Origin of the sequence: Flavobacterium sp. CAU 1735, assembly GCF_039888695.1 — a bacterium.
Lineage (GTDB): Bacteria > Bacteroidota > Bacteroidia > Flavobacteriales > Flavobacteriaceae > Flavobacterium.
Window position 1 is genome coordinate 1,374,086 of record NZ_JBDQQQ010000001.1, and the last position, 22,426, is coordinate 1,396,511.

Sequence of the window (22,426 nt, forward strand, 5' to 3'; positions counted from 1 at the left end):
TTTTTTAATGATTATCGTAAACGACGATCCGGAAGACTACGCTTATCCCACTTGATATCGCTAAGAACAGAAGACTTGATTCCGATAAAAAAGCCCCAGTAGGAGTACGTTCCAAAAGGTACCCAGTTAAAACTCATTCGCCAGCTTAAAAGGTCTCTTTCAAAACGGAACTGCGTAAAACTGACCCCTTTTCGGGCAAAATCGTATCCGGTGGAAACCCCAACTTTCCATTGTGGTGTTAGGTCAATATTTCCGGAAACCATCAGGGAATTGGTTACAATCTCGTTTTCACGATTGTTGTTTCCATAGGTTAGGGAGTAGGCAAATTGCAAATCCCAAGGGAGTGCCAGTTGGTAAAACCCTTTGAATTTGTCTTCACCGTCGTCTTTTTTGTCTTTAAATAAACTATGTCTGTTATCACTCAGGTCGGTAGCGCGTCCGAATAAATCATCGCCACGGCCTCCGTTCATAACATTCTGATCGTTCGTTTTTGTGTCTTTATCCGAGCTTGGTCCGAAATCGGAACTGGAAAGGCTGTAATTAATAGTAATGTTGGCACTGGTCATACGGAATAAACTACCTCCGTTGTCGATATTGAACTTGTTGATTTTTCTACCGGCATTGTCAATGGCATATAGATCGAGAGTAGATCCAAAGTTGACATTCATTTTGTTGTTAAAGAACTGTGTTCCTCCGGAAACCATTATCGGTGACCACGCAAGCGAGTCGGCTGCCATATTGTAATTCGTGGAAAAGTTCAGGTTGTTTAACAGCATAACCTTTTTCGGTTCCGTTTTGGTTTCGTCTTTATCGCGTACTTTGGCTTCGAAAGTATTACTCAGTGTAAAACCGACATTGTTTGCCATGGTTCTTCCGGGAGCACCGAAGATTCCGTTTTCGAAACGCGAGTAATCAACCCGTGTCGTTCCGGTAGCATCGATCGCATAGGTATCGTAATAGTTGCTAAAGCTTGGTAGATAAGAGTAGGAAACGCTCGGACGCATTACGTGACGAATGGCCTGAATTTTTTTATCATCTCCGAAATTAAACGTACCGTAAATAGTCGTTCCGATGTTGGAGGTAAAGTTATAAGTGCGATACGCGTCAAAACCGTTGATGTCGTTGGTAACAACCATATTTTTTGAAGCGTCGAATTCTTTGCTGATGGTTTTTAAATACCATACTTCGCTATAGTTGGTTCCGGCGGTAACACTAAAATACTTGAATACTTTAAAGTTGGTACTGATCGGAATACTATGTTGGAAACCAACTTTGGAATCCCGGAACATTTGAGGGGAGAAAAACAGGGAATCGGTTGTACGGATTCTGTTTTCGGCTCTAAGGTTGTATTGGAAGTTGATGTTTTTGAAAATTCCTTTTTTAAGTTCGTCTCTTTTAGCAAACGGGAAAATACGATCCACACTGGCCTGGAAAGTAGGTAGCGTCATGTCGATAATTTCCGTATTGGTATTCTGAGAGTGCGTAGCGGTTACCGAATAGTTCACCTGAGGAACGGTTTGTAAGGTCTGCGAATAGGAAACCGAAGAACTCATGTTGTTATTCAGGGAAGAACCGACGTTGAGCATGTTTAATGTATTACGGAAATACTGACTACTACCTAAGTTAACCGATGCTGAAAATCGGGAATTAGGACTGGCTTTAGAATCTTGAGAATGCGACCATTGGATGTTGTATTCGCGTCGTTTGGTATAATCGGGGAATCCTCTTTCACTTTGAATCTGATTTTCGAAACGTATATTAACCCGTCCGTTAAAGGCATAGCGTTTGGCATAACTGCTTTCAAATCGTAAGGCATAACTTCCGTTGGTATAATAATCTCCCAAAACCGCAAGGTCGTAATAATCGCTTAAGGCGAAATAATAACCACCGTTTTGAAGGAAATAACCACGATCACGGGTGTCACCAAATGAAGGAATGATAAAACCGGAAGCGGATGTTTCGCTCATCGGGAAATAACCAAATGGTAACCCTAAAGGAGTCGGTACATCGGCGATAACCATATTGGTAAGACCTACAACTACTTTTTTACCCGGTACAAATTTGATTTTTCGCGCCAGAAAGTAGTATTCCGGATCGTCAATATTTTTTGAAGTGGTAAAACGGGCATTTTTCATAAAATACACCGAATCGTTTTCTCGTTTGGAAACCTCTGCTTTGATACGGAAATCCGTTTGTTCGGTTCTGGAGTTCCAAATTTTGGCTTTTTTTGTCTTAAAATTGAAGCGAATTGAATCGGGTTCGACTACGTTTTGTCCTTGTTTAAAATAGGGGAATTGGGTGTAATTTCCTAAACTGTCTTTGATTCGTCCGGCATATACTTCGTCTTTATCATAGTCCAAAATGATGATTCCGGACTTTAATTCGATGTCTTTATAGTATAATTCCGCTTCGTTATAGAGGGTAAGTTGTTTCTTTTTTTGATCGATTTTTTCGTAATCTTTCGCTTTACGCTTGACAATAGCGTCTATAGAAGACTTCTTTTTTTTGATCGTATCATTCTTGGTTTCGACAGTCGGTTTTTTAAAACTGTCGGGGGTTAAATGGATACTATCTTTCTGTTTTTCAGCGGGTATGTTTTTAGTTTGGGATCGGTTTTCCTGTGAATAGATTTCATGTTTTCCTACGAGAAGAAAAAATGACAATAAAACGATATGAAATAAGTTTGTACGCAAAGGTTTTAATACTATTTTTGTAAAAATATGGCTCAATTTTTGACGGTTCAAACTTACATATATTTTTTCTCAAAAATAAGCATTTAATAAAATTATAACCAATATCGATAAATATCAAAGACAATGAGAGGGAACATCAAGTTTAATTTTATAAGTTCAATTTTTTTACTACTGTTTTTCCATACTGCTTTTGCTCAAAATAATACGAAATTCAAAGTCGTTTTAGATCCGGGACACGGTGGTAATGACTTTGGCGCGGTTTATCACGGCTATGTTGAAAAAAACAACGCCCTGAACGTAGCATTAAAAGTAGGGAAATTGTTGGAAAAAGACCCTAACATACAGGTAATTTACACCCGTAAGACCGATGTTTTTATCGAATTGGACGAAAGAGCCAACATTGCGAACCGAAATGACGCTAATATTTTTGTGTCAATTCACTGTAATGCCAATAAAAATCTGGCCGCTTCCGGAACCGAAACCTATGTAATGGGGGTTACCCGTAACGCGTCCAACCTTGAAGTAGCGAAAAAAGAGAATGCCGTGGTTACGATGGAGAGCGATTATAAAATGAAATACGACGGATACGACCCGAATTCTCCGGAATCGTTAATCGGAATGACACTTTTACAGGAAGAGTATATCGAACAAAGTATCGATTTGGCGGCCCGTATTCAGGATGGTTTCGAAAACGGATTGGGACGAAAAAGCCGTGGTGTAAAACAGGCAGGATTCCTGGTATTGCGTAAAATCTATATGCCACGCGTATTGATCGAGATGGGATTCGTATCCAATAAAGACGAAGGATCGTATTTGAGCTCGGATAACGGTCAGGAGGAATTGGCCAAAGCGATCGCCGATGCCATTACCGGTTATAAAAAAGAATACTTCGTGCCGGGCGTTTCCGTTGGAAGAGACGAAAGACCAACACCGTCGAAAACCGTCGAAAAAGAACGGGAAAAAGAAAAAGATACCAAAGTAGTAAAAGTGGATTCGACTAAAGTTACCAAAGAAATTAAAAAAGAAATCAAATCGGTTGCTTCTTCAAAAGGAGTGGTGTTTAAAGTGCAGATTTCGGCCAGTGGTAAAAAATTGGATTTAACGCCAAGTAACTTTAAAGGGCTGAATAACATCTCGATGGAAGAAGATAAGGCCATTATTAAATATTACTACGGACAAGTGAAAGAGCATTCCGAAGCCAAAGAACTTTTAAACGAAGCCAAAGAAAAAGGCTTTACATCGGCCTTTATCGTGGCCTTTAAGGATGGTAAAAAGATTAGTATCCAGGAAGCATTGAAATAAATAATACTGTAGGTAAAATATTTATTTTTAATTTTGCTCATTAAATATTTGAATTTTGAAAATCACTAGAGAAGTTAAAACAGCAATTTTAGTCATTACCTCTATATTGGTATGTTTATGGGGTTATAGTTTCCTGAAAGGGAAAAATCTATTCGACTCCAACCGTAAATTTTATGTTGTATATGATAACGTGGAAGGTTTATCGCCTTCGGCGGCCGTAACGATAAACGGATTGGTAGTTGGAAAAATATCCGCTATCGAAATCCAGCCAAACACCGGGAAATTATTGGTGGAAATGCAGATTAAAAACGATTTCGCCATTTCGAAATCAAGTGTGGCCAGTATTTACGAACCGGGATTTATCGGTGGAAAACAAATTGCAATCCTTCCGAATTTTAAAGATACCAACATGGCACAGTCCGGCGATTATTTACAAGCCGATGTGAAATTAGGATTAACAGCCAAATTGGAAGACAAACTGGCGCCGATTCAGGAAAAACTGAATAAAGTTCTGGAAAGTACCGATGTATTGCTAACCAACATTAATAATGTAATGGACGCGCAAACACAGGCGAATCTAAAAAACAGCCTGGCGGAATTAAACAAAACATTGACGAACTTTAGTGCGGCTTCGGTAAATGTGAACCACTTACTGGCAGATAATAAAGGAAAACTTGATCATACGATTACGAATATTGATAAAGTATCGACCAATTTTGCGAAGATGTCCGATTCATTAGCGAAAGCAAACATTGGTAAAACGGTTAAAAACCTGGAAAGCACCTTAGCGAATGTCGACAAGATCATGAACGACTTACAGTCCGGAAAAGGATCTATGGGGAAATTGTTAAAAGACGACGCCATGTATAAAAATCTGGCTGGTGCTTCCAAACAATTGGAACTATTGTTAGGCGACATGAAGCTAAACCCGAAACGATATGTACATTTCTCTTTATTCGGAAAAAAAGCAGCTCCTTATGTAGCGCCGGAAGAAGAGAAAACAACAACAGAACAAAAACAATAAGCATTAATCTATACTTTATATGAGTTATTTAGATAATATACTATTTGCCATTATCCTTGTTTTAGGAATCGGTTTTTTTGCACAGAATGTCAAAAAACTGATCCGTAACATTAAATTAGGACAGGATGTTGACCGTACGGATAATCCAAAGGAAAGATGGCGTAACATGGCAATGATTGCCTTAGGTCAATCGAAAATGGTTAAAAGACCGGTTGCCGGAATATTGCACATCATAGTATATTTAGGATTTATCATCATCAATATTGAAGTATTGGAAATCCTGATTGATGGTTTATTCGGAACACATCGCGTTTTCTCCTTTTTAGGCGGATTCTATAATGTATTGATCGGTTCGTTCGAAGTATTGGCCTTTTTAGTGATTGTAGCGATTGCGACGTTCTATATCCGAAGAAACATCATCAAATTAAAACGTTTTATCAGCAATGATTTAACGGGATGGCCAAAAAGCGATGCGAACAATATTTTATATTTCGAAACCGTATTAATGGTTTTATTTCTGGTTTTAAATGCGGCCGATTTGCATTTACAAACATTAGGCGTAGGACATTATAGTCAGGCGGGGGCTTTCCCGGTTTCGCAATTTATCGCGCCGATCTTTAACGGAATTTCCGAAAACATCGTCGTATTGATCGAAAGAGCGGCTTGGTGGTTGCACATTGTAGGAATCCTGATCTTCCTGAACTACCTGTACTATTCGAAACATTTACATATTCTATTGGCTTTCCCGAATACCTTTTTTGCCAACCTGAAACCACAGGGACAGTTTGACAATCTGGAATCGGTTACCAAGGAAGTAAAATTAATGATGGATCCGAATGCCGATCCGTTTGCAGCAGCGCCGGCAGGTGAAGAACCGGTACATTCCAAATTCGGAGCCAGCGATGTTCAGGATTTAAACTGGGTTCAGTTGCTAAATGCGTATACCTGTACGGAATGTGGACGTTGTACGTCGTCATGTCCGGCAAACCAAACCGGTAAAAAGCTGTCACCAAGAAAGATTATGATGGATACCCGCGACCGATTGGAGGAAGTAGGGAAGAATATCGATACCAATAAAGGCGTATTTGTACCGGATGGTAAATCGTTGTTAAACGACTATATTTCAACGGAAGAACTATGGGCCTGTACCTCTTGTAACGCCTGTGTGGAAGAATGTCCGGTAAACATCAGTCCGCTTTCCATTATCATGGATATGCGTCGTTATCTGGTAATGGAGCAAAGTGCCGCACCGATGGAGTTAAACAGCATGATGACCAACATCGAAAACAACGGAGCGCCTTGGCAGTACAACCAGATGGACCGTTTGAACTGGAAAGACGAAAACTAATTAAAAAGCAAACCTTGCAGTATTGCAACTAGTATAAAAGATATGTCAGCAAATTTAGTAGTTCCTACAATGGCCGAAATGATGGCAGAGGGAAAACAGCCGGAAGTCCTGTTTTGGGTTGGTTGTTCGGGAAGTTTTGACGATAGAGCGAAAAAAATAACCAAAGCGTTTGTAAAAATATTAAACCAGGCCAATGTTCCTTTTGCTGTATTGGGCACAGAAGAAAGTTGTACCGGTGATCCGGCAAAAAGAGCCGGAAACGAATTCCTGTTCCAAATGCAGGCCATGATGAATATTGAAGTGATGAATGCTTACGAAGTGAAAAAAGTCGTAACGGCATGTCCGCACTGTTTTAATACCATAAAAAACGAATACCCGGAATTGGGCGGTAGCTACGAAGTGGTGCACCATACCCAGTTTTTAAAATCCCTTTTGGACGACGGACGTTTAACCATTGAAGGCGGACAGTTTAAAGGCAAAAAAATCACCTTCCACGATCCGTGTTATTTAGGACGTGCGAATAATGTTTATGAAGCACCACGTGAGCTAATCCAAAAACTGGATGCGGAATTAGTGGAAATGAAACGTTCCCGTGCCAACGGACTTTGTTGTGGAGCCGGAGGAGCGCAGATGTTTAAAGAACCTGAAAAAGGAAATAAAGATATTAACGTAGAGCGTACCGAAGATGCGCTGGAAACCCAACCGGAAATCATAGCAGCCGGTTGCCCGTTCTGTAATACCATGTTGACCGACGGTGTGAAATTTAAAGAAAAAGAACACGAGATCAAGGTAATGGACGTGGCAGAATTAATTGCTAATGCCAAAGATTTATAATTATGTACGTACCTTTTGATACTATGCCTGAAGAATCCCGAATCTGGATTTATCAGGCCAACCGAAAACTTAGCGACGACGAAATGCAGGAAATCGAAGCCGCTTTGGAAGAATTTGTTTCCAATTGGGCGGCTCATGGAACCGGTCTGGAAGCTTCTTTTATCACCAAATACAACCGTTTTATCATTTTAACGGTTAATCAGGAGAAACAAGCGGCAACAGGCTGTTCGATCGATGCATCGGTTCAGTTTATACAGGATCTGGAAAAGAAATATGAAATCGACCTATTGGACAAAATGAATGTAACCTTCCGTTTAGGGGACTTTATTGCACACAAGCCGTTGATTGAGTTTAAGAAGATGGCCAAAGAAAAAGCCGTATCCGGTAACACTATTGTTTTTAATAACTTGGTGAATACGCTGGGAGAGTGGCAGGAATTTTGGGAAGTGCCGGCTAGCGAAAGCTGGCATAGTCGTTTCTTCTAAACGAAAAATAAAAATACTAGCATTTAAAATCATCACGCAACGTTGCGTGATGATTTTATTTATTTAAAAAATTAAGTTAATGAGATACCCTGTTTTTCTACTGTTATTAATTGGTCCGCTTATTTTTGCGCAAAGTCCCAAACCTGTTTCCCATTATTCTGAGGAAAGAGAAAAAACCTGGGTGGACAGCATTTATAACAACCTGAATTTCGAAGAAAAATTGGGACAATTATTCATGGTTGCAGCCTATTCGAATAAAGATGCCGCTCATGTTAAATCGGTCGAAAAGCTAGTAACCGATTATGGCGTGGGTGGATTGATCTTTTTTCAGGGTGGTCCGATGCGACAGGCAAAACTGACGAACTATTACCAGTCAAAAGCAAAAGTGCCGCTTTTTATGGGTATTGATGCCGAATGGGGATTGAGCATGCGATTGGATTCGACCTATCGTTATCCGTGGAATATGACATTAGGTGCGGTTCAGGATTTAAAACTGATCGAAAAAATGGGGCAGCAAATGGCGATTCAGGCCAGACGAATGGGCTTGCATTTTAACTTCGCTCCGGTTTTGGATATCAATACCAACCCGAAAAACCCGATTATTGGAAACCGTTCGTTTGGCGAAAACAAAGAGAACGTCACCAAAAGGGCTTTGGCCTTAATGAAAGGGATCCAAAGTGAAAATGTCTATGCGACCGGAAAACACTTCCCGGGGCATGGAGCAACCGAAAACGATTCGCATTATACCTTACCGTTAGTCAATGCTACCCGCGAACAGCTCGAAGATGTCGAGTTTTATCCGTATAAAAAACTGTTTCGGGAAGGATTGTCCAGTGTGATGGTAGCGCATTTGAATGTGCCGAGTCTTGAGCCACGACCGAATTATCCGAGTTCGATATCCTATGAAGTTGTTACCAATGTACTGAAAAAGAAACTCGATTTCGACGGACTTATTTTTACCGATGCGCTCAACATGAAAGGCGCGAGTAATTTCAAACAACCGGGCGATATCGATCTGGAAGCCTTTTTAGCAGGAAACGACATCCTTTTGTTTGCTGAGAATGTACCGGTTGCAATCGAAAAATTCTGTCAGGCGTATAACGATTCGATATTATCGGACGATAGAATCGAGTATTCGGTTAAGAAAATCCTGAAATACAAATACAGAATCGGATTGAATCATTACAAACCGATTGATATGAATAATCTGGTGAAAGATCTGAATGCACCGGAATACGACGATTTGAATTACCAGTTATATGAAAATGCCGTTACGGTTTTAAAAACGACCGATAACGAACTACCGATTGGTGATTTGGAAAACGAACGGATAGCCTATATCAAATTGGGAGACGATAAAAACGAAACCTTTTTAAATACGCTTCGAACGTATGCTCCGGTCACGGATATTCCACTGGATACGGTGCCTTTAATGCTGGAACAACTGCGAAATTATACCAAGGTCATCATTGGATTTCATAAAGCGGATGGCGCCTGGAAAAAGCACGATTTTACCCAAAAGGAACTGTCGATGCTTAACCTGATTGCTTCGAACAAAAATGTAACACTAACGGTTTTTGCAAAGCCTTATACTTTATTGGCAATCGATAATTTCAATGTTTTTAGAAACGTCGTATTGGCCTATCAAAACAACGATATCGCGCAAACCGTGGCGGCCGAAGTTATTTTTGGAGGAATCGGAGCCAAAGGAAAACTGCCGGTTTCGATTAACAACGCGTTTAAAGTAAACGACGGTCTCAAGACGCAGAAAATTAATCGCTTGTCGTTTACGACACCGCAAAACGTAGGAATGAACCCGGCTATATTAGCAAAAATTGATAAACTGGCACAAAAAGCCATTGACGGTAAAATGACACCGGGATTGCAGATCGTAGTCGCGCGTCATGGACGGGTTTTCTATCAGAAATCATTCGGGTACCGCGATTATAAAAATACCGATAAAGTGACCAATCAGGATGTATACGATTTGGCATCACTAACCAAAATTCTGTCGACTTTACCGAACATCATGCAATTGTACGATAAGAAAAAGATTGATATGAATACCAAACTAGGGGATATACTACCGGTTTTTGCGAATACCGACAAAAAGAACATCACTTTAAAAGATATGTTGACGCATCAGGCGCGTTTGCAGCCGTGGATTCCGTTTTATCAGGCCACGTTAGACAGTACAAAACATCCGTCTAAAAAATACTATCGCTATACCTATTCGCCGGATTTCCCGCTTCAGGTTTCCGAAAACCTGTATTTGCGTAAGGATTATTCCGATACGATTGTAAAAAGAATTGCAGATAGTAAGTTGCTACCGAAAAAAGAATACAAATACAGTGATTTTCCGTTTATCATCTTAAAAGATTATCTGGAAAAAACAAACCATACGACCTTGGATGTTTTGAGTGATACGGCTTTTTACAAACCATTGGGATCGGCCACGATGACCTATAATCCGTTGCGCAAAATGGATATGGATATCATTCCGCCAACCGAAAAAGACAACTATTTCCGTTATACGAAAGTGCAGGGTTATGTACACGATATGGGAGCCGCGATGCAGGATGGCGTAGCGGGACATGCCGGTTTGTTTGCCAATGCTATCGATGTGGCCAAAATGATGCAGATGTATCTTCAAAAAGGAAACTACGGAAACCATCAGTATTTTTCGGAAAAGACATTCGACGAGTTTAACAACTGTGCCTTTTGTAAGGAAGGAAACCGTAGAGGTATTGGATTTGATAAACCACAACTTGGAAAAGAAGGACCAACTTGTGGTTGTGTATCGATGACCAGTTTCGGGCATACCGGATTTACCGGAACGATGGCCTGGGCCGATCCGGAGAAAGATATCGTTTATGTATTCCTGTCTAACCGTACGTTTCCGGAGAGTACCGTAAACAAACTTTCAAAGGAAAATATTCGCGAAGATATCCAGAAAGTGATTTACGAAGCGATAACCGACTAAACCACCAAAAAATACAGTATATGCAATCAACAGCAACAACACCGGATGCGTATTTAGAAACATTGCCGGACGATCGTAAATCGGCAATGACCAAATTGAGAGAAGTCATCAATGCAAACTTGCCGGAAGGATTTCAGGAAGGAATGGGCTACGGGATGATGGGCTATTCGGTTCCGCATAGCACCTATCCAAACGGATACCATTGTGATCCAAAACAACCGCTTCCGTTTTTAGGGATTGCTTCTCAAAAGAACTTTATTGCGGTTTACCATATGGGGATCTATTCCGATAAAGACCTGTACGACTGGTTTGTCGCGGAATATCCAAAACACGTAAAAACCAAACTGGATATGGGAAAAAGCTGTATCCGTTTTAAAAAAATGGACACCATTCCGTATGAATTACTAGCGGAATTATTTACCAAAATGACGGTGGAAGACTGGATTACGCGCTATGAAACGATGCTGAAACGCTAACTTTTTCGTTTCGTTAATTTTATCTAAAAATCCGGATTACCTTACTTTTTTGCAGTACTTTAGTTCACTTTTAAAAACTAAAAATGAAAATTGCTATAGTATGTTATCCTACCTTTGGTGGTAGTGGTGTAGTGGCAACCGAGTTGGGTTTGGAGCTCGCCCGGAGAGGTCACGAAATTCATTTTATAACGTATAGTCAGCCGGTTCGACTGGCCTTGCTGAATCCCAATATCCATTATCACGAAGTACACGTACCGGAATATCCGTTGTTTCATTACCAACCTTACGAACTGGCTTTATCCAGTAAGTTGGTCGATATGGTAAAGTTGCATAAGATCGAGCTTTTACATGTACATTATGCCATTCCGCATGCCTATGCCGGTTATATGGCTAAAAAGATGCTGGAAGATGAAGGAATCCGCATTCCGATGGTGACTACGTTACACGGAACGGACATCACGCTGGTTGGAAACCACCCGTTTTACAAACCGGCCGTATGTTTCAGTATCAATAAATCCGATGTGGTGACTTCGGTATCGGAAAGTTTACGGGATGAAACCTACCGCCTTTTTGATATCAAAAAAGAAATTGTGGTGATTCCGAATTTTATCGAAATTGATAAAAACAGGATTGATGAAAATTCCCCTTGCCATCGTTCGTTAATGGCTACAAAAGAAGAAAAAATCATTACCCATATCAGTAACTTCCGAAAGGTAAAACGCATTCCGGATGTGGTGAAAATTTTCAACGAGATTCAGAAAGAAATTCCATCCAAACTAATGATGGTTGGCGACGGACCGGAAAAAGAAGTGGCCGAAAAATTATGTGAGGATCTGAATATTACCGACAAAGTAATTTTCTTCGGAAATAGTAGTGAGATCGATAAAATTTTATGTTACTCCGACTTATTCCTGTTGCCATCGGAAACCGAAAGTTTTGGTTTGGCCGCGTTAGAAGCTATGGCTTGTGGTGTACCGATTATTTCGAGTAATTCGGGCGGATTACCGGAAGTGAACAAAGAGGGCTATTCGGGTTACCTGAGCGATGTTGGTAATGTACAGGAAATGGCTGCCAATGCGATTAAAATCTTATCGGACGACGAAAAGCTGCTGACTTTTAAAAAGAATGCACTTGAAGCTTCCAAAGAATTTGATATCATGAATATACTTCCGCTTTACGAAAATCTGTATCGCAAAGCACTGGAAGATTTTGCATAAATTAAAAAAGGGTTGTCTCAGACAACCCTTTTTGTATTAGAAACGGTAACGAATACCTAATGCGATATCCGGACCGAAGTTATCACCTCTGTAATCGTCGTTAAAGTATAGCTCCGGACGGAAGTCTAGTGAAATCTGTAACGGAATATCGAATACATATTCGATACCAAGATCACCGGCAACGAATACAAAAGTACCGCTGTCTTTTACATCTACGTGGTAGTCATTTTCATAACTCCAGCTTCCGATTCCTCCACCAACACCGGCATACCAGTTAAAGCCACCGTCGATGTTCCAAACCCACTGGTACAAACCGCTAAGTTTGAAGGCATCTACATGCTTGCTGTTTCTCCATCCAAGGTCGACTTCTAAACGGTTATTTTTAGAAAGACCTCGCTGATAGGAGATCTCACCACCAAAACCATCGTTGTCGCCTAAACGCAGACCTAAAGCATTTTTAGAAATTTCCTGTGCTTGTGTGCCAAATGCTAATCCCATTAACATGAAGGCAGATAAAAATAGTTTCCTCATATAAAAAATTTTAACAATATAACCCTGCTGTTTGGTTATTAGTATAATTGTCTGCTTTATTTTAACAAACAATTTTATTGTATTGCAGGGTATTTTTTTTAATTAATATGATAATCATCTAAGAATTCCTGTTGCGTCTGATTGCCTGAACTCGGTATAGGTAAAGGGATTCCGGCTGGAATACCACTGCTCAATGCATACTGTAAATTCGTATTGGTATGCACCACACCGATGTCTTTGGCGAAATACTGCGTTGAAACAAGAACGTCCTGTGAAGGTAATACTACAAAAGGTATGCCAAGATAAACGGTTGAGACCTGTAAATTTATGATTGTGTTAACAGCTTTTACATTGGTATAGGCGTCACCGTTGGGTGAAGTATAGTTTGGGAGCGTGGCTCCGGCGATGCTAGTGACCTTATATTGAATGGTTAACGGTAAATCCTGAATGGTTTGTTGTAAGGTTCCGGTGACGTTGCCCAATGTTTGTCCGGAGGTAGCATTTTCTTTAAAAATAATAAAATTATTTAGGCTAATCGCGATAGGGAGTCCGGTAAAAGCTTCCAGATCGAAGGTTCCCGAAGCCAATATCTGGTCGCCGGATTTACGAATTCCATTTTTATTTAAAGAATTGGAATAAAATCCAATCGGAAAATCTTTGGCTTTACATTTTTTATGAGGCGTACCGGAAATCAGGGTATCATTGGCGATATAAAGCGAATCCCGCATGGCATCGACGGTATACGTCCAGTAATTATTGGTCGATAGTGGAAAATAATCAAAATTGGAAGGGGTGCTACCTGTTGTTTCTTCTGTAGAGGAAGAACATGAGGAAAGTAGCAAAACACTCAAAAGGACAGGGATATATCTTAAAATCATTTTAGTGAAATCTTTCAGCTAATTTACTAAAAAATGTTAAAATATTAACCTTTCATTAGTATTTTTAAGGATAATAATTCCTGGCTTAATTGAGTTTCCTGTTCAAAATAATCATCATCATCTGCTTCTTGTACCGCTTCCGGGGAATACTGGTATAGTTTCCACCTTTTTTTATTGTATTCCAAAGCGGTCAGATTCTCGATCCAGTCACCGGAATTCAGATAGAGCGTTTTTCCTTTTTTATTTTCTTTTTCGACGATTTTAGGCTCGTGAATATGGCCACAGATCACATAATCGTAGTTTTTTTCGATGGCCAGATCGGTTGCAGTTGTTTCGAAATCGGAGATAAATTTTACGGCTTTTTTTACACTGCTTTTGATCTTTTTGGATAGGGAATACGGTTCTTTTCCTATTTTAATCAGGCACCAGTTGATAAAACGGTTGAGTAAAATCAGATAATCATAACCGATACCGCCCAGTTTGGCGATCCATTTGGCATGATGTACGGAATTATCGAAAATATCCCCATGGAAAATCCAGGCCTTTTTATCGTGTAAATCCAAAACCAGTTTGTCGACTATGGAAAAATTCCCCATTGTGGTGTCGCTAAATTTCCGCAACATCTCGTCGTGATTTCCGGTGATATAATAAACCCGTGTCCCTTTTGAAGAAAAATCCAGTAATTTTTTTACGACTTTAAGATGGGATTTTGGAAAATAGGACTTTCGAAATTGCCAGATGTCGATAATATCACCATTTAAGATCAGTGTTTTGGGCTTGATTGTGTTCAGATATTTTAGTAATTCTTTCGCATGACAGCCATAAGTACCTAAATGTACATCGGAGATAACAACAATATCAACGCTTCTCTTTTTCAAGGAATTGAAATTTAAGTTTAACAAATAAACCCTTTTGTTGTTATTAAAAATTTAATGAAACATTAAATAATTATTAGTTCTTTGCGGAAAGTTTAGTATTGCCGTGCGATCAGAATAGTTTATTTTTGTATAAAAATACGCGTTATGGCAGGAAATACATACGGAACATTATTCAGGATAACCACATTCGGGGAATCGCATGGAGAAGCTTTAGGAGGAATTATTGATGGATGCCCGGCTGGAATTGCTCTGGATTTTGAAGCCATTCAAAAAGAAATGCAACGCCGGAAACCGGGACAATCGGCCATTGTAACCCAACGAAAAGAAGAAGACGCTGTACAATTCTTATCGGGAATTTTCGAAGGAAAAACGACCGGAACACCAATCGGGTTTATTGTACCGAATACCAATCAGAAATCAGATGATTATTCCCATATAAAGGACACCTATCGTCCAAGTCATGCCGATTATGTATATGAACAAAAATATGGCATCCGCGATTATCGTGGCGGCGGACGTAGTTCGGCTCGTGAAACAGCGAGTCGGGTAGTGGCCGGAGCGATCGCAAAGCAGGCTATGCCGGAAATTAAAATCAATGCCTTTGTATCGTCTGTTGGAGATATTTTTATTGATAAACCGTATCAGGCGCTGGATTTTTCATTAACAGAAAGTAATGCAGTGCGTTGTCCGGATCAGGCAACGGCCGAAAAAATGGAAGCGTATATTAAAGAAATCCGAAAAGAAGGGGATACCGTTGGTGGTACCGTTACCTGCGTGATTCAAAATGTGCCGATCGGTTTGGGTGAGCCGGTATTCGACAAATTACATGCCGAACTGGGAAAAGCCATGTTGTCGATTAATGCGGTAAAAGGATTTGAATACGGTAGCGGTTTTTGTGGTGCCAAAATGAAAGGAAGCGAGCATAATGACCTGTATAATCCGGACGGAACCACTAAAAGTAACCTTTCCGGAGGGATTCAGGGGGGGATCAGTAATGGTATGGATATTTACTTTCGGGTAGCTTTTAAGCCCGTTGCTACGATCATGCAAAAACAGGAAGTTCTTGATAATAAAGGGAATATAACCGAACAACAGGGTAAGGGACGTCACGATCCTTGTGTGGTACCGCGTGCGGTGCCAATTGTCGAGGCGATGGCTGCAATTGTCTTACTTGATTTTTTCCTTAGGAAGTGAAAAATTAGTAAAAAAAATGAATTTTCTTTAAAACCTTAAGTTAATATTAAGGTTTTTTTTTATCTGTTAACGGAAGGTTATATTTATTCTGAATTAACACTTTTATTATTTTTTCCTTAAAATTTAATGGTTAATTTTACTTTTAGTAATACAAAACCAATTATAATGAAAAAAACATTACTTTGTTTATGCCTTGTGTTGGCATCAATAAACACAACTTTCGCACAATCGGTAACGGTTCCTTTTAATAATATGGCCATTGAAAGCTTTATGTTTTATAAGCTTAATGAGCCGGGAGAATTCACCGGGACACTAAACAGTGTTACGATGAATGCCATCCTTAACGATTCTGCAATGGATACCTATGCGAGTGACCTTACAGTGTATGTTACAGCAAATGGTGATATTAATTCATTGGGATTATTGCAAATTGGAGGATATGACGATTTATATGCTGACCAAAGCTATTTCTGGGATGATGGTGATTCGGACGAGCCAGGAACTCCTGTAACAGGAACAATTGTATTGGATACACCACTTAATTTCGACGGAACAACCTATACCGTTTGGTTAGGTCATGGTTACGATGGAGAAGGAGCTGCAGGAATCTGGACCGGAACGTTAACTTTAAACGGTCTTACAGAAGTAACGGCTTCTGCTAACGATTTCTCAAAAGCGAAATTTACAGTATTCCCGAATCCGGTTCATGACGTGGTAACGGTTGCAAACGATGGCAACGTTATGGTGAACCAGATTGCAATCAACGATATCAATGGAAGAACGGTAAAAACTGTAAAATTTGATGCTGTTTCTGAAGCTCAGGTTAATATTGCCGATTTAAATTCCGGAATCTATTTTATGAACATCACAACGGATAAAGGTGTGACAACTGAAAAGATTATCAAAAAATAATAATTATTTTTTCTGATTTGTATTTGTAAGAGCGGGATAGCGATGCTAGTCCCGCTCTTTTTTTATCCTTTCTTTATAAGTAAGGAAATTCTAAATTTATATTTTTTCTCTTGTAAGAGAAAAAAGTATTAAAAAAATGATTTTTGTGTAAAATATTAGGTTAATAACATTGTTTATCGGTATGTGTTAACAGGATATTATGTTTATTTTGAATTAACACTTTTATGGTTTTTTTCTTAAATTTTAATAGGTAGTTTTATTTTTTTAAAACAAAACCATAATGAGAAAAACATTACTTACTACCGGTTTATTACTGGGAACTCTTTTGGCAGGAAATGCACAAACAACAACAATTTTTCAGGAAAATTTTGAAAATAATACGGCATTAACAGGATGGACATTGCGTAATCTTGATGGTTTAACACCTAATGGAACGTATGCGACTACTTTTGGAGTTAATGCATGGGCAGTGGTAACCTGGAATTCAGAACCTGGAAATAAGGTGGCTTCCACAACATCTTGGTTTAACCCGGCTGGTACAGCAAACAGATGGTTGATTACACCGCAAATTGCACTTCCGGCAAACAACCAGATTCAAGTGGCTTTTAGAGCGAAATCTGGTGATTCAGATGTTGCGTATCAGGATGGATACGAATTAAGAGTTTCTACAACGGGAACGAATGCCGCCGATTTTACACAGGTAATTTATGCGACACCATCGGAATCAAATACCTGGCAGAACCGATCTTTTTCTCTGGCGCAATTTGCTGGACAAAGTGTTTACATTGCCTGGGTAAATAATAACAATGACAAGAATCTTTTGAGTATTGATGATGTTGCTGTTTTCGCTATGCCTACAGCTTCAACAGACGATTTCCTTGCGTCTAAGTTCTCGGTTTTCCCGAACCCGGCTCAGGATGTAGTAACGGTTGCAAACAATAGCAACGTTTTGGTAAATCAGATTGTGATCAACGATATCAACGGTAGAACTGTAAAAACAGTAAAATTAGACACTGTTTCTGAAGCTCAGGTAAATATAACTGATTTGAATTCAGGAGTATATTTTATGAATATTACGACAAATGAAGGTATGGCAACTAAAAAGATTGTCAAAAAATAATTATTTTTTCTGATTTGTATTTGTAAGAGCGGGATAGCGATGCTACTCCCGCTCTTTTTTCTTTTTATTACTGTTCATCATCAGGAAAATATAAGCGACTAATGAAAAGATGACGAACGAAAAAATACCAATCATAATAAAGGCTCCAATGGACCAGGAATACAGGGAAATAAAAAGCTTTGCCATTTTTAAGTGATTTAGTTACTCAAATCTAACTTTAAATTGGCGGTAAAATGATGATAATTATCAGGTTATAAAAATTTTGCTTTAATTTCCGGACTCGGTAACATACACTGGTCTTTTTTACCATACCATTTATAGCGGTTTTTTGCCACATAATCGTAAACAGCATTGGAAATCGGTTTTGGAATCCAGCTAAATAAACCGAATAGCGAATAAACACCACCGATGGTTTTGGCAATCGAAATCGCAGCATCGGCTTTATAATGGTAGGCTATTCCGGGTTCATATAAAATAATACTGTCGGTTTTGGAGGTATCCACACCGATATGTCGAATCACCTGTTGTCCCAGTTCCGATTGCAACGGCAGAAAACGAAATACGTCTTTCTTATCGTGTTTGATGATAAACTGTACCGAACGATCACACAGATTACAGAAACCGTCAAAAAGCACGATCTTTTTGTCTTGGGGTAAACCTTCCATATTTTATTTTTTGCGTTCGACCAGTTCCAGATTATCCAGAGCAACTTTGGATGTGAAAATTCCATAATTGACCGTTGCCTTATTCTTTTCGATCGCATCAATGCTTCCTACGGCTTTACCGTCGATCATACGAACACGGTCGCCCACTTTTAATGGAATTTTTGGCTTGTTGCTTTCTTCCTGAATAGCTTTTATTTTCTTTTCCTTTTTCTCTTTTCGGATTACTTCAACCTTTTCCTTAACCTCTTCGATAATCTCTTTCTGAACCGCTTCCTTGGCTTTTTTCTCCTTCACCGTAATTTTTTTACGCTTGGAGTTTTCGATCTCAACCATTTTCAAGAATTCCCCGATAAGTTCTTTTTTATTTTTGTTATTAAAGTACTTTTCGGAAATATCGTCCATTTTTTGACCCATATAGATCAAACGTTGGTTGGAATCATACAATTCCTGATAGCTTTCCAGTTTTTGTTGAATTTTCGTATTGATGCCTTCCATTTTTCGGCTTTCCTCACGCGCTCTGGTTTCTTCCTCTTTTAGGTTTTGAGAGGTTTTTTCCATACGGGAACGCTCTTTTTGCAGGTTGGCAATCGTTTTATCAAAGCGGACTTTATCGCCTTCGACTTTCTTTTTTGCACGATTGATCAAACCATATGGAATGCCGTTTTTCTGCGCGACTTCAAACGTAAAGGAACTACCGGCCTGACCCAAGTGTAATTTGTACATCGGTTCCAGCGATTTTTCGTCGAATAACATGTTCGCATTGGTGGCAAAAGGCAGTTCATTCGCGAGTATTTTCAGATTGGTGTAATGCGTGGTAATAATACCAAACGCTTCACGGTGGTAGAATTCTTCCAGGAAAGTTTCGGCCAATGCACCACCAAGCTCCGGATCGGAACCGGTTCCGAATTCATCGATCAGGAATAAGGTTTTGGCGTTACACTTTTTCAGAAAGTAATTCATATTCTTCAATCGGTAACTATACGTACTCAAATGGTTTTCGATGGATTGGTTGTCTCCAATATCGGTCAGAATACGGTCAAATAGAAACGTTTCACTGCGTTCGTGTACCGGAATCAGGATACCGCTTTGTAACATCAGTTGTAACAATCCGATTGTTTTAAGGGTAATACTTTTACCGCCGGCATTGGGACCGGAAATTACAATAATCCTGTTTTCCTGTGTCAATTCGATCGTTTGCGGATAGGTTGGCGCATTTTTCTGTTTGTTATTCAGATATAGAATCGGATGAAAAGCCTCGCGAAAATACAGTTTTTTCTCTGTTGTTATTTTCGGAAGCAAACCATTGATTTTATAGGCATATTTCGCCTTTGCAGCGACCACATCGATATCGCTCAGAAAGTCCTGATAGTCTTTTAAAAGTTGGATATACGGACGAATGGCATTGGTTAGCTGTTTTAAAATCCGGGTAATTTCTTCGCGTTCTTCATATTCCAGATTGCTCAGTTCCCGCGAATAACGCAAGGTGGCTTCCGGTTCGATATAGGCAATACTTCCGGTTTTGGAGCTACCCAAGATGGTTCCTTTAACTTTACGACGGTACATGGCCAATACGGCCAAAACGCGACGATTATCCACGATGGTTTCCCGAATGTCGTCCAGATAACCCATGCTATTGTAACTGGACAAAGCAGCGCCAAAACTCTGATTGATTTTTCCGCGAACCAGATTCATATTGCGGCGGATTTCGACTAGATCCGGTGAGGCATTGTCTTTAATTTCGCCGTATTTGTCGACTACCTCATCGATTTTCTGGATGATGAATTTCGTCAGTTCGACCTCCGAAGCCCGAAGGTTTAATTTCGGATAATAATCGTCGAATTTTCGGAAAAACTGAATTAGCGTATTGGAAGTATCGGAAAGTGCGCTGATCTTTCGAAAACCGCTCAACTCCAGAAAACTGTCTTCAATAGCCAGGTATTTTATTTCGTGGTGAATCGCATCAAAATAGTGATTCGGGATAACATTATTATTGGTAAATGAAGAAACATACTCCGATGTTTGCCATAAGGCATCCATGAGTGTTTCCTCGGTTTTGAAAGGGATAATCTCAAGCGCCTTCTGTTTTCCGGTTTCGGTATTACACAAGTCCGAAATGGTTTCCAGTATGGTTTTAAATTCTAAATCCTGTAGGGTTTTATCGGTAATTGAAATCATTTTTTTAAATTGAATTGCAAATTTACAAAGAAGAAGCGGTATCGCTAAAGCTAAAAGTTAGCTAAAAGTGTTATTTTTGGTAAAAAATTATAAAATGCAAGTAAATATACATCCTTCCTGGGAAAACGTACTATCCGCCGAATTTGAAAAACCGTATTTTGACAAATTGATTCATTTTGTAAAAACGGAATATGCGCAAACCCGTTGTTACCCAAAAGGAAATCATATTTTTGCTGCATTCGATCGTTGTCCGTTTGATAATGTTAAAGTTGTAATCATTGGACAGGATCCGTATCATGGCGCCAATCAGGCCAATGGTTTGTGTTTTTCGGTAAACGATGGCATTGCTTTTCCGCCGTCATTACTCAATATTTTTAAAGAAATTGAAACCGATTTGGGTATTCCGTTTCCAAAAAGCGGTAATCTCGAACGTTGGGCCGATCAGGGTGTATTGTTGTTAAACGCTACGTTAACCGTTCGGGAAAGTATGGCCGGTAGTCATCAAAACCAGGGTTGGGAGGCATTTACCGATGCCGTAATCCAAAAGGTTTCCGACGAAAAACAGGACGTAGTCTTTTTGCTTTGGGGCGGATTTGCCAAGAAAAAAGGAGCTAAAATCGACAGAAATCGTCATTTTGTGTTAGAAACCGGACATCCGTCGCCATTAAGTGCCAATCGCGGACTTTGGTTTGGAAACAAACATTTTAGTAAAACGAATGCGTTTTTACAGCAAAAAGGCAAACCGCCAATCAACTGGTAATTAGTAAAACGTTAATTCTCCTAAAATTTCTTCCGACATAAACGGACCACCGGGATACTTGGCGGTATAATCCAGATTGAGCCAGATCTGACCGCGTTCGTCGATATGGTAATTGATTTCTTTTCCTCGGCTTTCGTCCTTAAACAACACTTCCTTGATCAGGTAGATTACATTTTCCAGGTCGGCTTTGGTTCCAATCAGCATTTCCGGATACAAATGGCCACCGGTATGGATAATTCGCGGGGTACCGCCTATAGCCCGGATCAATGCCGCCATCAAAATTGCATGATCATCACAATCGCCCGAAAAGTGTTGTAACGACTCACTGGCCGAGGCAATATATTCCCGCCCTTTCGGATCGTTTACATAATTCCAACGCTTTTTTACTTCTGCGAAAACCGCAAAACACTGAATCGTTTGTCGGTATTCACGGAAGCCCTTTACGTCCTGAAAATGTAGCGTAGTGGCTTTTAAGGCAAAATTCCGAACCTTCGGGTTGGTATAATCCACCGCGTCGATAATCTTGGATTTATTGGGAAACGGAAGCAGTTTGGCAATAATAATATCCTGTGGATTGGCGTCGTCTGACATGGTATAGATCATGGCCCGATAATCTTCAAAAACCGAATTAAAACCGTAGCCGCCAAATAGAGTTCCCCAGATCAATGCCAGTAAATACAGGAAAATACATATAATGATCACGGTTTTAAGCATTCGTAATACCAATTGAATGATCACCAGTATGACGACAAAAAGCAGTACGCGATCGATATGTAAAAACCATTCCGGGTCGATAATATTCTGATGGACAATAATAAATATAGGAATGGTGATCAGTATATTCAGGAAAAAAATGACAACATTGTCCCAAGGCTTTGGCAAAGAAAGCTTTTCTTTTATTTTTTGGATCTTGGTTTTTTCGGACAAAGTCATTTTTTAGCGATGGCTTGT

The 22,426-nt window shown here is 39.6% G+C and carries 20 protein-coding genes; 12 read left to right on the forward strand and 8 right to left on the reverse strand.

The window, feature by feature from the left end; all coding sequences use genetic code 11:
- Positions 1-11: 11 nt before the first annotated feature.
- Positions 12-2,693: a putative LPS assembly protein LptD gene (locus tag AAFN64_RS06575; RefSeq protein WP_347759759.1), complete on the reverse strand. Its 2,682-nt coding sequence runs from the start codon at positions 2,691-2,693 to the stop codon at positions 12-14.
- Positions 2,694-2,816: 123 nt separating this feature from the next.
- Here AAFN64_RS06575 and AAFN64_RS06580 point away from each other — a divergent pair, with 123 nt between their 5' ends.
- From AAFN64_RS06580 to bshA, 8 genes are all read left to right on the forward strand, one after another.
- Positions 2,817-3,995, forward strand: coding sequence for an N-acetylmuramoyl-L-alanine amidase (locus AAFN64_RS06580; RefSeq protein ID WP_347759760.1), 1,179 nt, complete (start codon positions 2,817-2,819; stop codon positions 3,993-3,995).
- Between the two features lie 55 nt (positions 3,996-4,050).
- The gene (locus tag AAFN64_RS06585; protein WP_300491842.1) at positions 4,051-5,019 is read left to right on the forward strand and encodes an MlaD family protein; all 969 of its coding nucleotides are present in this window, start codon (positions 4,051-4,053) and stop codon (positions 5,017-5,019) included.
- Positions 5,020-5,038: 19 nt separating this feature from the next.
- Positions 5,039-6,367 carry a (Fe-S)-binding protein gene (locus AAFN64_RS06590; RefSeq protein WP_347759761.1) on the forward strand — a complete coding sequence of 443 codons (1,329 nt, stop codon included), beginning with the start codon at positions 5,039-5,041 and terminating at the stop codon, positions 6,365-6,367.
- A gap of 42 nt (positions 6,368-6,409) precedes the next feature.
- Positions 6,410-7,201, forward strand: a complete 792-nt coding sequence (locus AAFN64_RS06595) for a (Fe-S)-binding protein (protein WP_347759763.1) — start codon at positions 6,410-6,412, stop codon at positions 7,199-7,201.
- A 2-nt stretch (positions 7,202-7,203) separates the two neighbouring features.
- On the forward strand, positions 7,204-7,686 hold the full coding sequence (locus tag AAFN64_RS06600) for an ABC transporter ATPase (RefSeq protein WP_300491002.1): 483 nt from the start codon (positions 7,204-7,206) through the stop codon (positions 7,684-7,686).
- A 79-nt stretch (positions 7,687-7,765) separates the two neighbouring features.
- The gene (locus AAFN64_RS06605) at positions 7,766-10,669 is read left to right on the forward strand and encodes a glycoside hydrolase family 3 N-terminal domain-containing protein (RefSeq protein WP_347759765.1); all 2,904 of its coding nucleotides are present in this window, start codon (positions 7,766-7,768) and stop codon (positions 10,667-10,669) included.
- A gap of 20 nt (positions 10,670-10,689) precedes the next feature.
- Positions 10,690-11,145 carry a DUF1801 domain-containing protein gene (locus AAFN64_RS06610; RefSeq protein WP_300490999.1) on the forward strand — a complete coding sequence of 152 codons (456 nt, stop codon included), beginning with the start codon at positions 10,690-10,692 and terminating at the stop codon, positions 11,143-11,145.
- A gap of 83 nt (positions 11,146-11,228) precedes the next feature.
- On the forward strand, positions 11,229-12,362 hold the full coding sequence (gene bshA / locus AAFN64_RS06615; protein WP_347759766.1) for an N-acetyl-alpha-D-glucosaminyl L-malate synthase BshA: 1,134 nt from the start codon (positions 11,229-11,231) through the stop codon (positions 12,360-12,362).
- A 36-nt stretch (positions 12,363-12,398) separates the two neighbouring features.
- On the opposite strand, the gene AAFN64_RS06620 is transcribed toward bshA, so the two are convergent.
- The 3 genes from AAFN64_RS06620 to AAFN64_RS06630 form a co-directional block, all read right to left on the reverse strand.
- The gene (locus AAFN64_RS06620) at positions 12,399-12,893 is read right to left on the reverse strand and encodes a hypothetical protein (RefSeq protein WP_300490992.1); all 495 of its coding nucleotides are present in this window, start codon (positions 12,891-12,893) and stop codon (positions 12,399-12,401) included.
- 98 nt (positions 12,894-12,991) lie between these two features.
- Positions 12,992-13,771: a hypothetical protein gene (locus AAFN64_RS06625; RefSeq protein WP_347759768.1), complete on the reverse strand. Its 780-nt coding sequence runs from the start codon at positions 13,769-13,771 to the stop codon at positions 12,992-12,994.
- A 44-nt stretch (positions 13,772-13,815) separates the two neighbouring features.
- Positions 13,816-14,649, reverse strand: a complete 834-nt coding sequence (locus AAFN64_RS06630; protein WP_300490814.1) for a UDP-2,3-diacylglucosamine diphosphatase — start codon at positions 14,647-14,649, stop codon at positions 13,816-13,818.
- A 144-nt stretch (positions 14,650-14,793) separates the two neighbouring features.
- On the opposite strand from AAFN64_RS06630, the gene aroC reads away from it, so the two are divergent.
- The 3 genes from aroC to AAFN64_RS06645 all read left to right on the forward strand — a co-directional run bounded on the left by aroC (position 14,794) and on the right by AAFN64_RS06645 (position 17,875).
- A complete protein-coding gene (aroC, locus tag AAFN64_RS06635; RefSeq protein ID WP_300490810.1) occupies positions 14,794-15,843 on the forward strand; it encodes a chorismate synthase in 1,050 nt (349 codons plus the stop codon).
- Between the two features lie 165 nt (positions 15,844-16,008).
- Positions 16,009-16,755: a T9SS type A sorting domain-containing protein gene (locus AAFN64_RS06640; RefSeq protein ID WP_300490807.1), complete on the forward strand. Its 747-nt coding sequence runs from the start codon at positions 16,009-16,011 to the stop codon at positions 16,753-16,755.
- Between the two features lie 280 nt (positions 16,756-17,035).
- Positions 17,036-17,875, forward strand: coding sequence for a choice-of-anchor J domain-containing protein (locus AAFN64_RS06645; RefSeq protein WP_347759769.1), 840 nt, complete (start codon positions 17,036-17,038; stop codon positions 17,873-17,875).
- 42 nt (positions 17,876-17,917) lie between these two features.
- Here the strand turns inward: AAFN64_RS06645 and AAFN64_RS06650 are convergent, their stop codons facing one another.
- From AAFN64_RS06650 to AAFN64_RS06660, 3 genes are all read right to left on the reverse strand, one after another.
- The gene (locus AAFN64_RS06650) at positions 17,918-18,061 is read right to left on the reverse strand and encodes a hypothetical protein (RefSeq protein WP_300490801.1); all 144 of its coding nucleotides are present in this window, start codon (positions 18,059-18,061) and stop codon (positions 17,918-17,920) included.
- Positions 18,062-18,126: 65 nt separating this feature from the next.
- Complete coding sequence (locus tag AAFN64_RS06655) at positions 18,127-18,540, reverse strand: thiol-disulfide oxidoreductase DCC family protein (RefSeq protein ID WP_347759771.1); 414 nt, start codon at positions 18,538-18,540, stop codon at positions 18,127-18,129.
- 3 nt (positions 18,541-18,543) lie between these two features.
- Positions 18,544-20,715 (reverse strand): DNA mismatch repair protein MutS, encoded by a 2,172-nt coding sequence (locus AAFN64_RS06660; protein WP_347759773.1) that lies wholly within the window; start codon positions 20,713-20,715, stop codon positions 18,544-18,546.
- Positions 20,716-20,809: 94 nt separating this feature from the next.
- On the opposite strand from AAFN64_RS06660, the gene ung reads away from it, so the two are divergent.
- Positions 20,810-21,475, forward strand: a complete 666-nt coding sequence (gene ung, locus AAFN64_RS06665) for a uracil-DNA glycosylase (protein WP_347759774.1) — start codon at positions 20,810-20,812, stop codon at positions 21,473-21,475.
- Here the strand turns inward: ung and AAFN64_RS06670 are convergent, their stop codons facing one another.
- Positions 21,476-22,408 carry a transglutaminase domain-containing protein gene (locus tag AAFN64_RS06670; protein WP_136404187.1) on the reverse strand — a complete coding sequence of 311 codons (933 nt, stop codon included), beginning with the start codon at positions 22,406-22,408 and terminating at the stop codon, positions 21,476-21,478.
- Positions 22,409-22,426 lie beyond the last annotated feature (18 nt).

Excerpts from the sequence above, each read along its gene's own strand:
- AAFN64_RS06580 (WP_347759760.1), top strand. The coding sequence starts at position 2,817 with ATGAGAGGGAACATCAAGTTTAATTTTATAAGTTCAATTTTTTTACTA.
- AAFN64_RS06590 (WP_347759761.1), top strand. The coding sequence starts at position 5,039 with ATGAGTTATTTAGATAATATACTATTTGCCATTATCCTTGTTTTAGGA.
- AAFN64_RS06595 (WP_347759763.1), top strand. The coding sequence starts at position 6,410 with ATGTCAGCAAATTTAGTAGTTCCTACAATGGCCGAAATGATGGCAGAG.
- AAFN64_RS06600 (WP_300491002.1), top strand. The coding sequence starts at position 7,204 with ATGTACGTACCTTTTGATACTATGCCTGAAGAATCCCGAATCTGGATT.
- AAFN64_RS06605 (WP_347759765.1), top strand. The coding sequence starts at position 7,766 with ATGAGATACCCTGTTTTTCTACTGTTATTAATTGGTCCGCTTATTTTT.
- AAFN64_RS06610 (WP_300490999.1), top strand. The coding sequence starts at position 10,690 with ATGCAATCAACAGCAACAACACCGGATGCGTATTTAGAAACATTGCCG.
- bshA (WP_347759766.1), top strand. The coding sequence starts at position 11,229 with ATGAAAATTGCTATAGTATGTTATCCTACCTTTGGTGGTAGTGGTGTA.
- AAFN64_RS06620 (WP_300490992.1), bottom strand. The coding sequence starts at position 12,893 with ATGAGGAAACTATTTTTATCTGCCTTCATGTTAATGGGATTAGCATTT.
- AAFN64_RS06625 (WP_347759768.1), bottom strand. The coding sequence starts at position 13,771 with ATGATTTTAAGATATATCCCTGTCCTTTTGAGTGTTTTGCTACTTTCC.
- aroC (WP_300490810.1), top strand. The coding sequence starts at position 14,794 with ATGGCAGGAAATACATACGGAACATTATTCAGGATAACCACATTCGGG.
- AAFN64_RS06640 (WP_300490807.1), top strand. The coding sequence starts at position 16,009 with ATGAAAAAAACATTACTTTGTTTATGCCTTGTGTTGGCATCAATAAAC.
- AAFN64_RS06645 (WP_347759769.1), top strand. The coding sequence starts at position 17,036 with ATGAGAAAAACATTACTTACTACCGGTTTATTACTGGGAACTCTTTTG.
- AAFN64_RS06650 (WP_300490801.1), bottom strand. The coding sequence starts at position 18,061 with ATGGCAAAGCTTTTTATTTCCCTGTATTCCTGGTCCATTGGAGCCTTT.
- AAFN64_RS06655 (WP_347759771.1), bottom strand. The coding sequence starts at position 18,540 with ATGGAAGGTTTACCCCAAGACAAAAAGATCGTGCTTTTTGACGGTTTC.
- AAFN64_RS06660 (WP_347759773.1), bottom strand. The coding sequence starts at position 20,715 with ATGATTTCAATTACCGATAAAACCCTACAGGATTTAGAATTTAAAACC.
- ung (WP_347759774.1), top strand. The coding sequence starts at position 20,810 with ATGCAAGTAAATATACATCCTTCCTGGGAAAACGTACTATCCGCCGAA.
- AAFN64_RS06670 (WP_136404187.1), bottom strand. The coding sequence starts at position 22,408 with ATGACTTTGTCCGAAAAAACCAAGATCCAAAAAATAAAAGAAAAGCTT.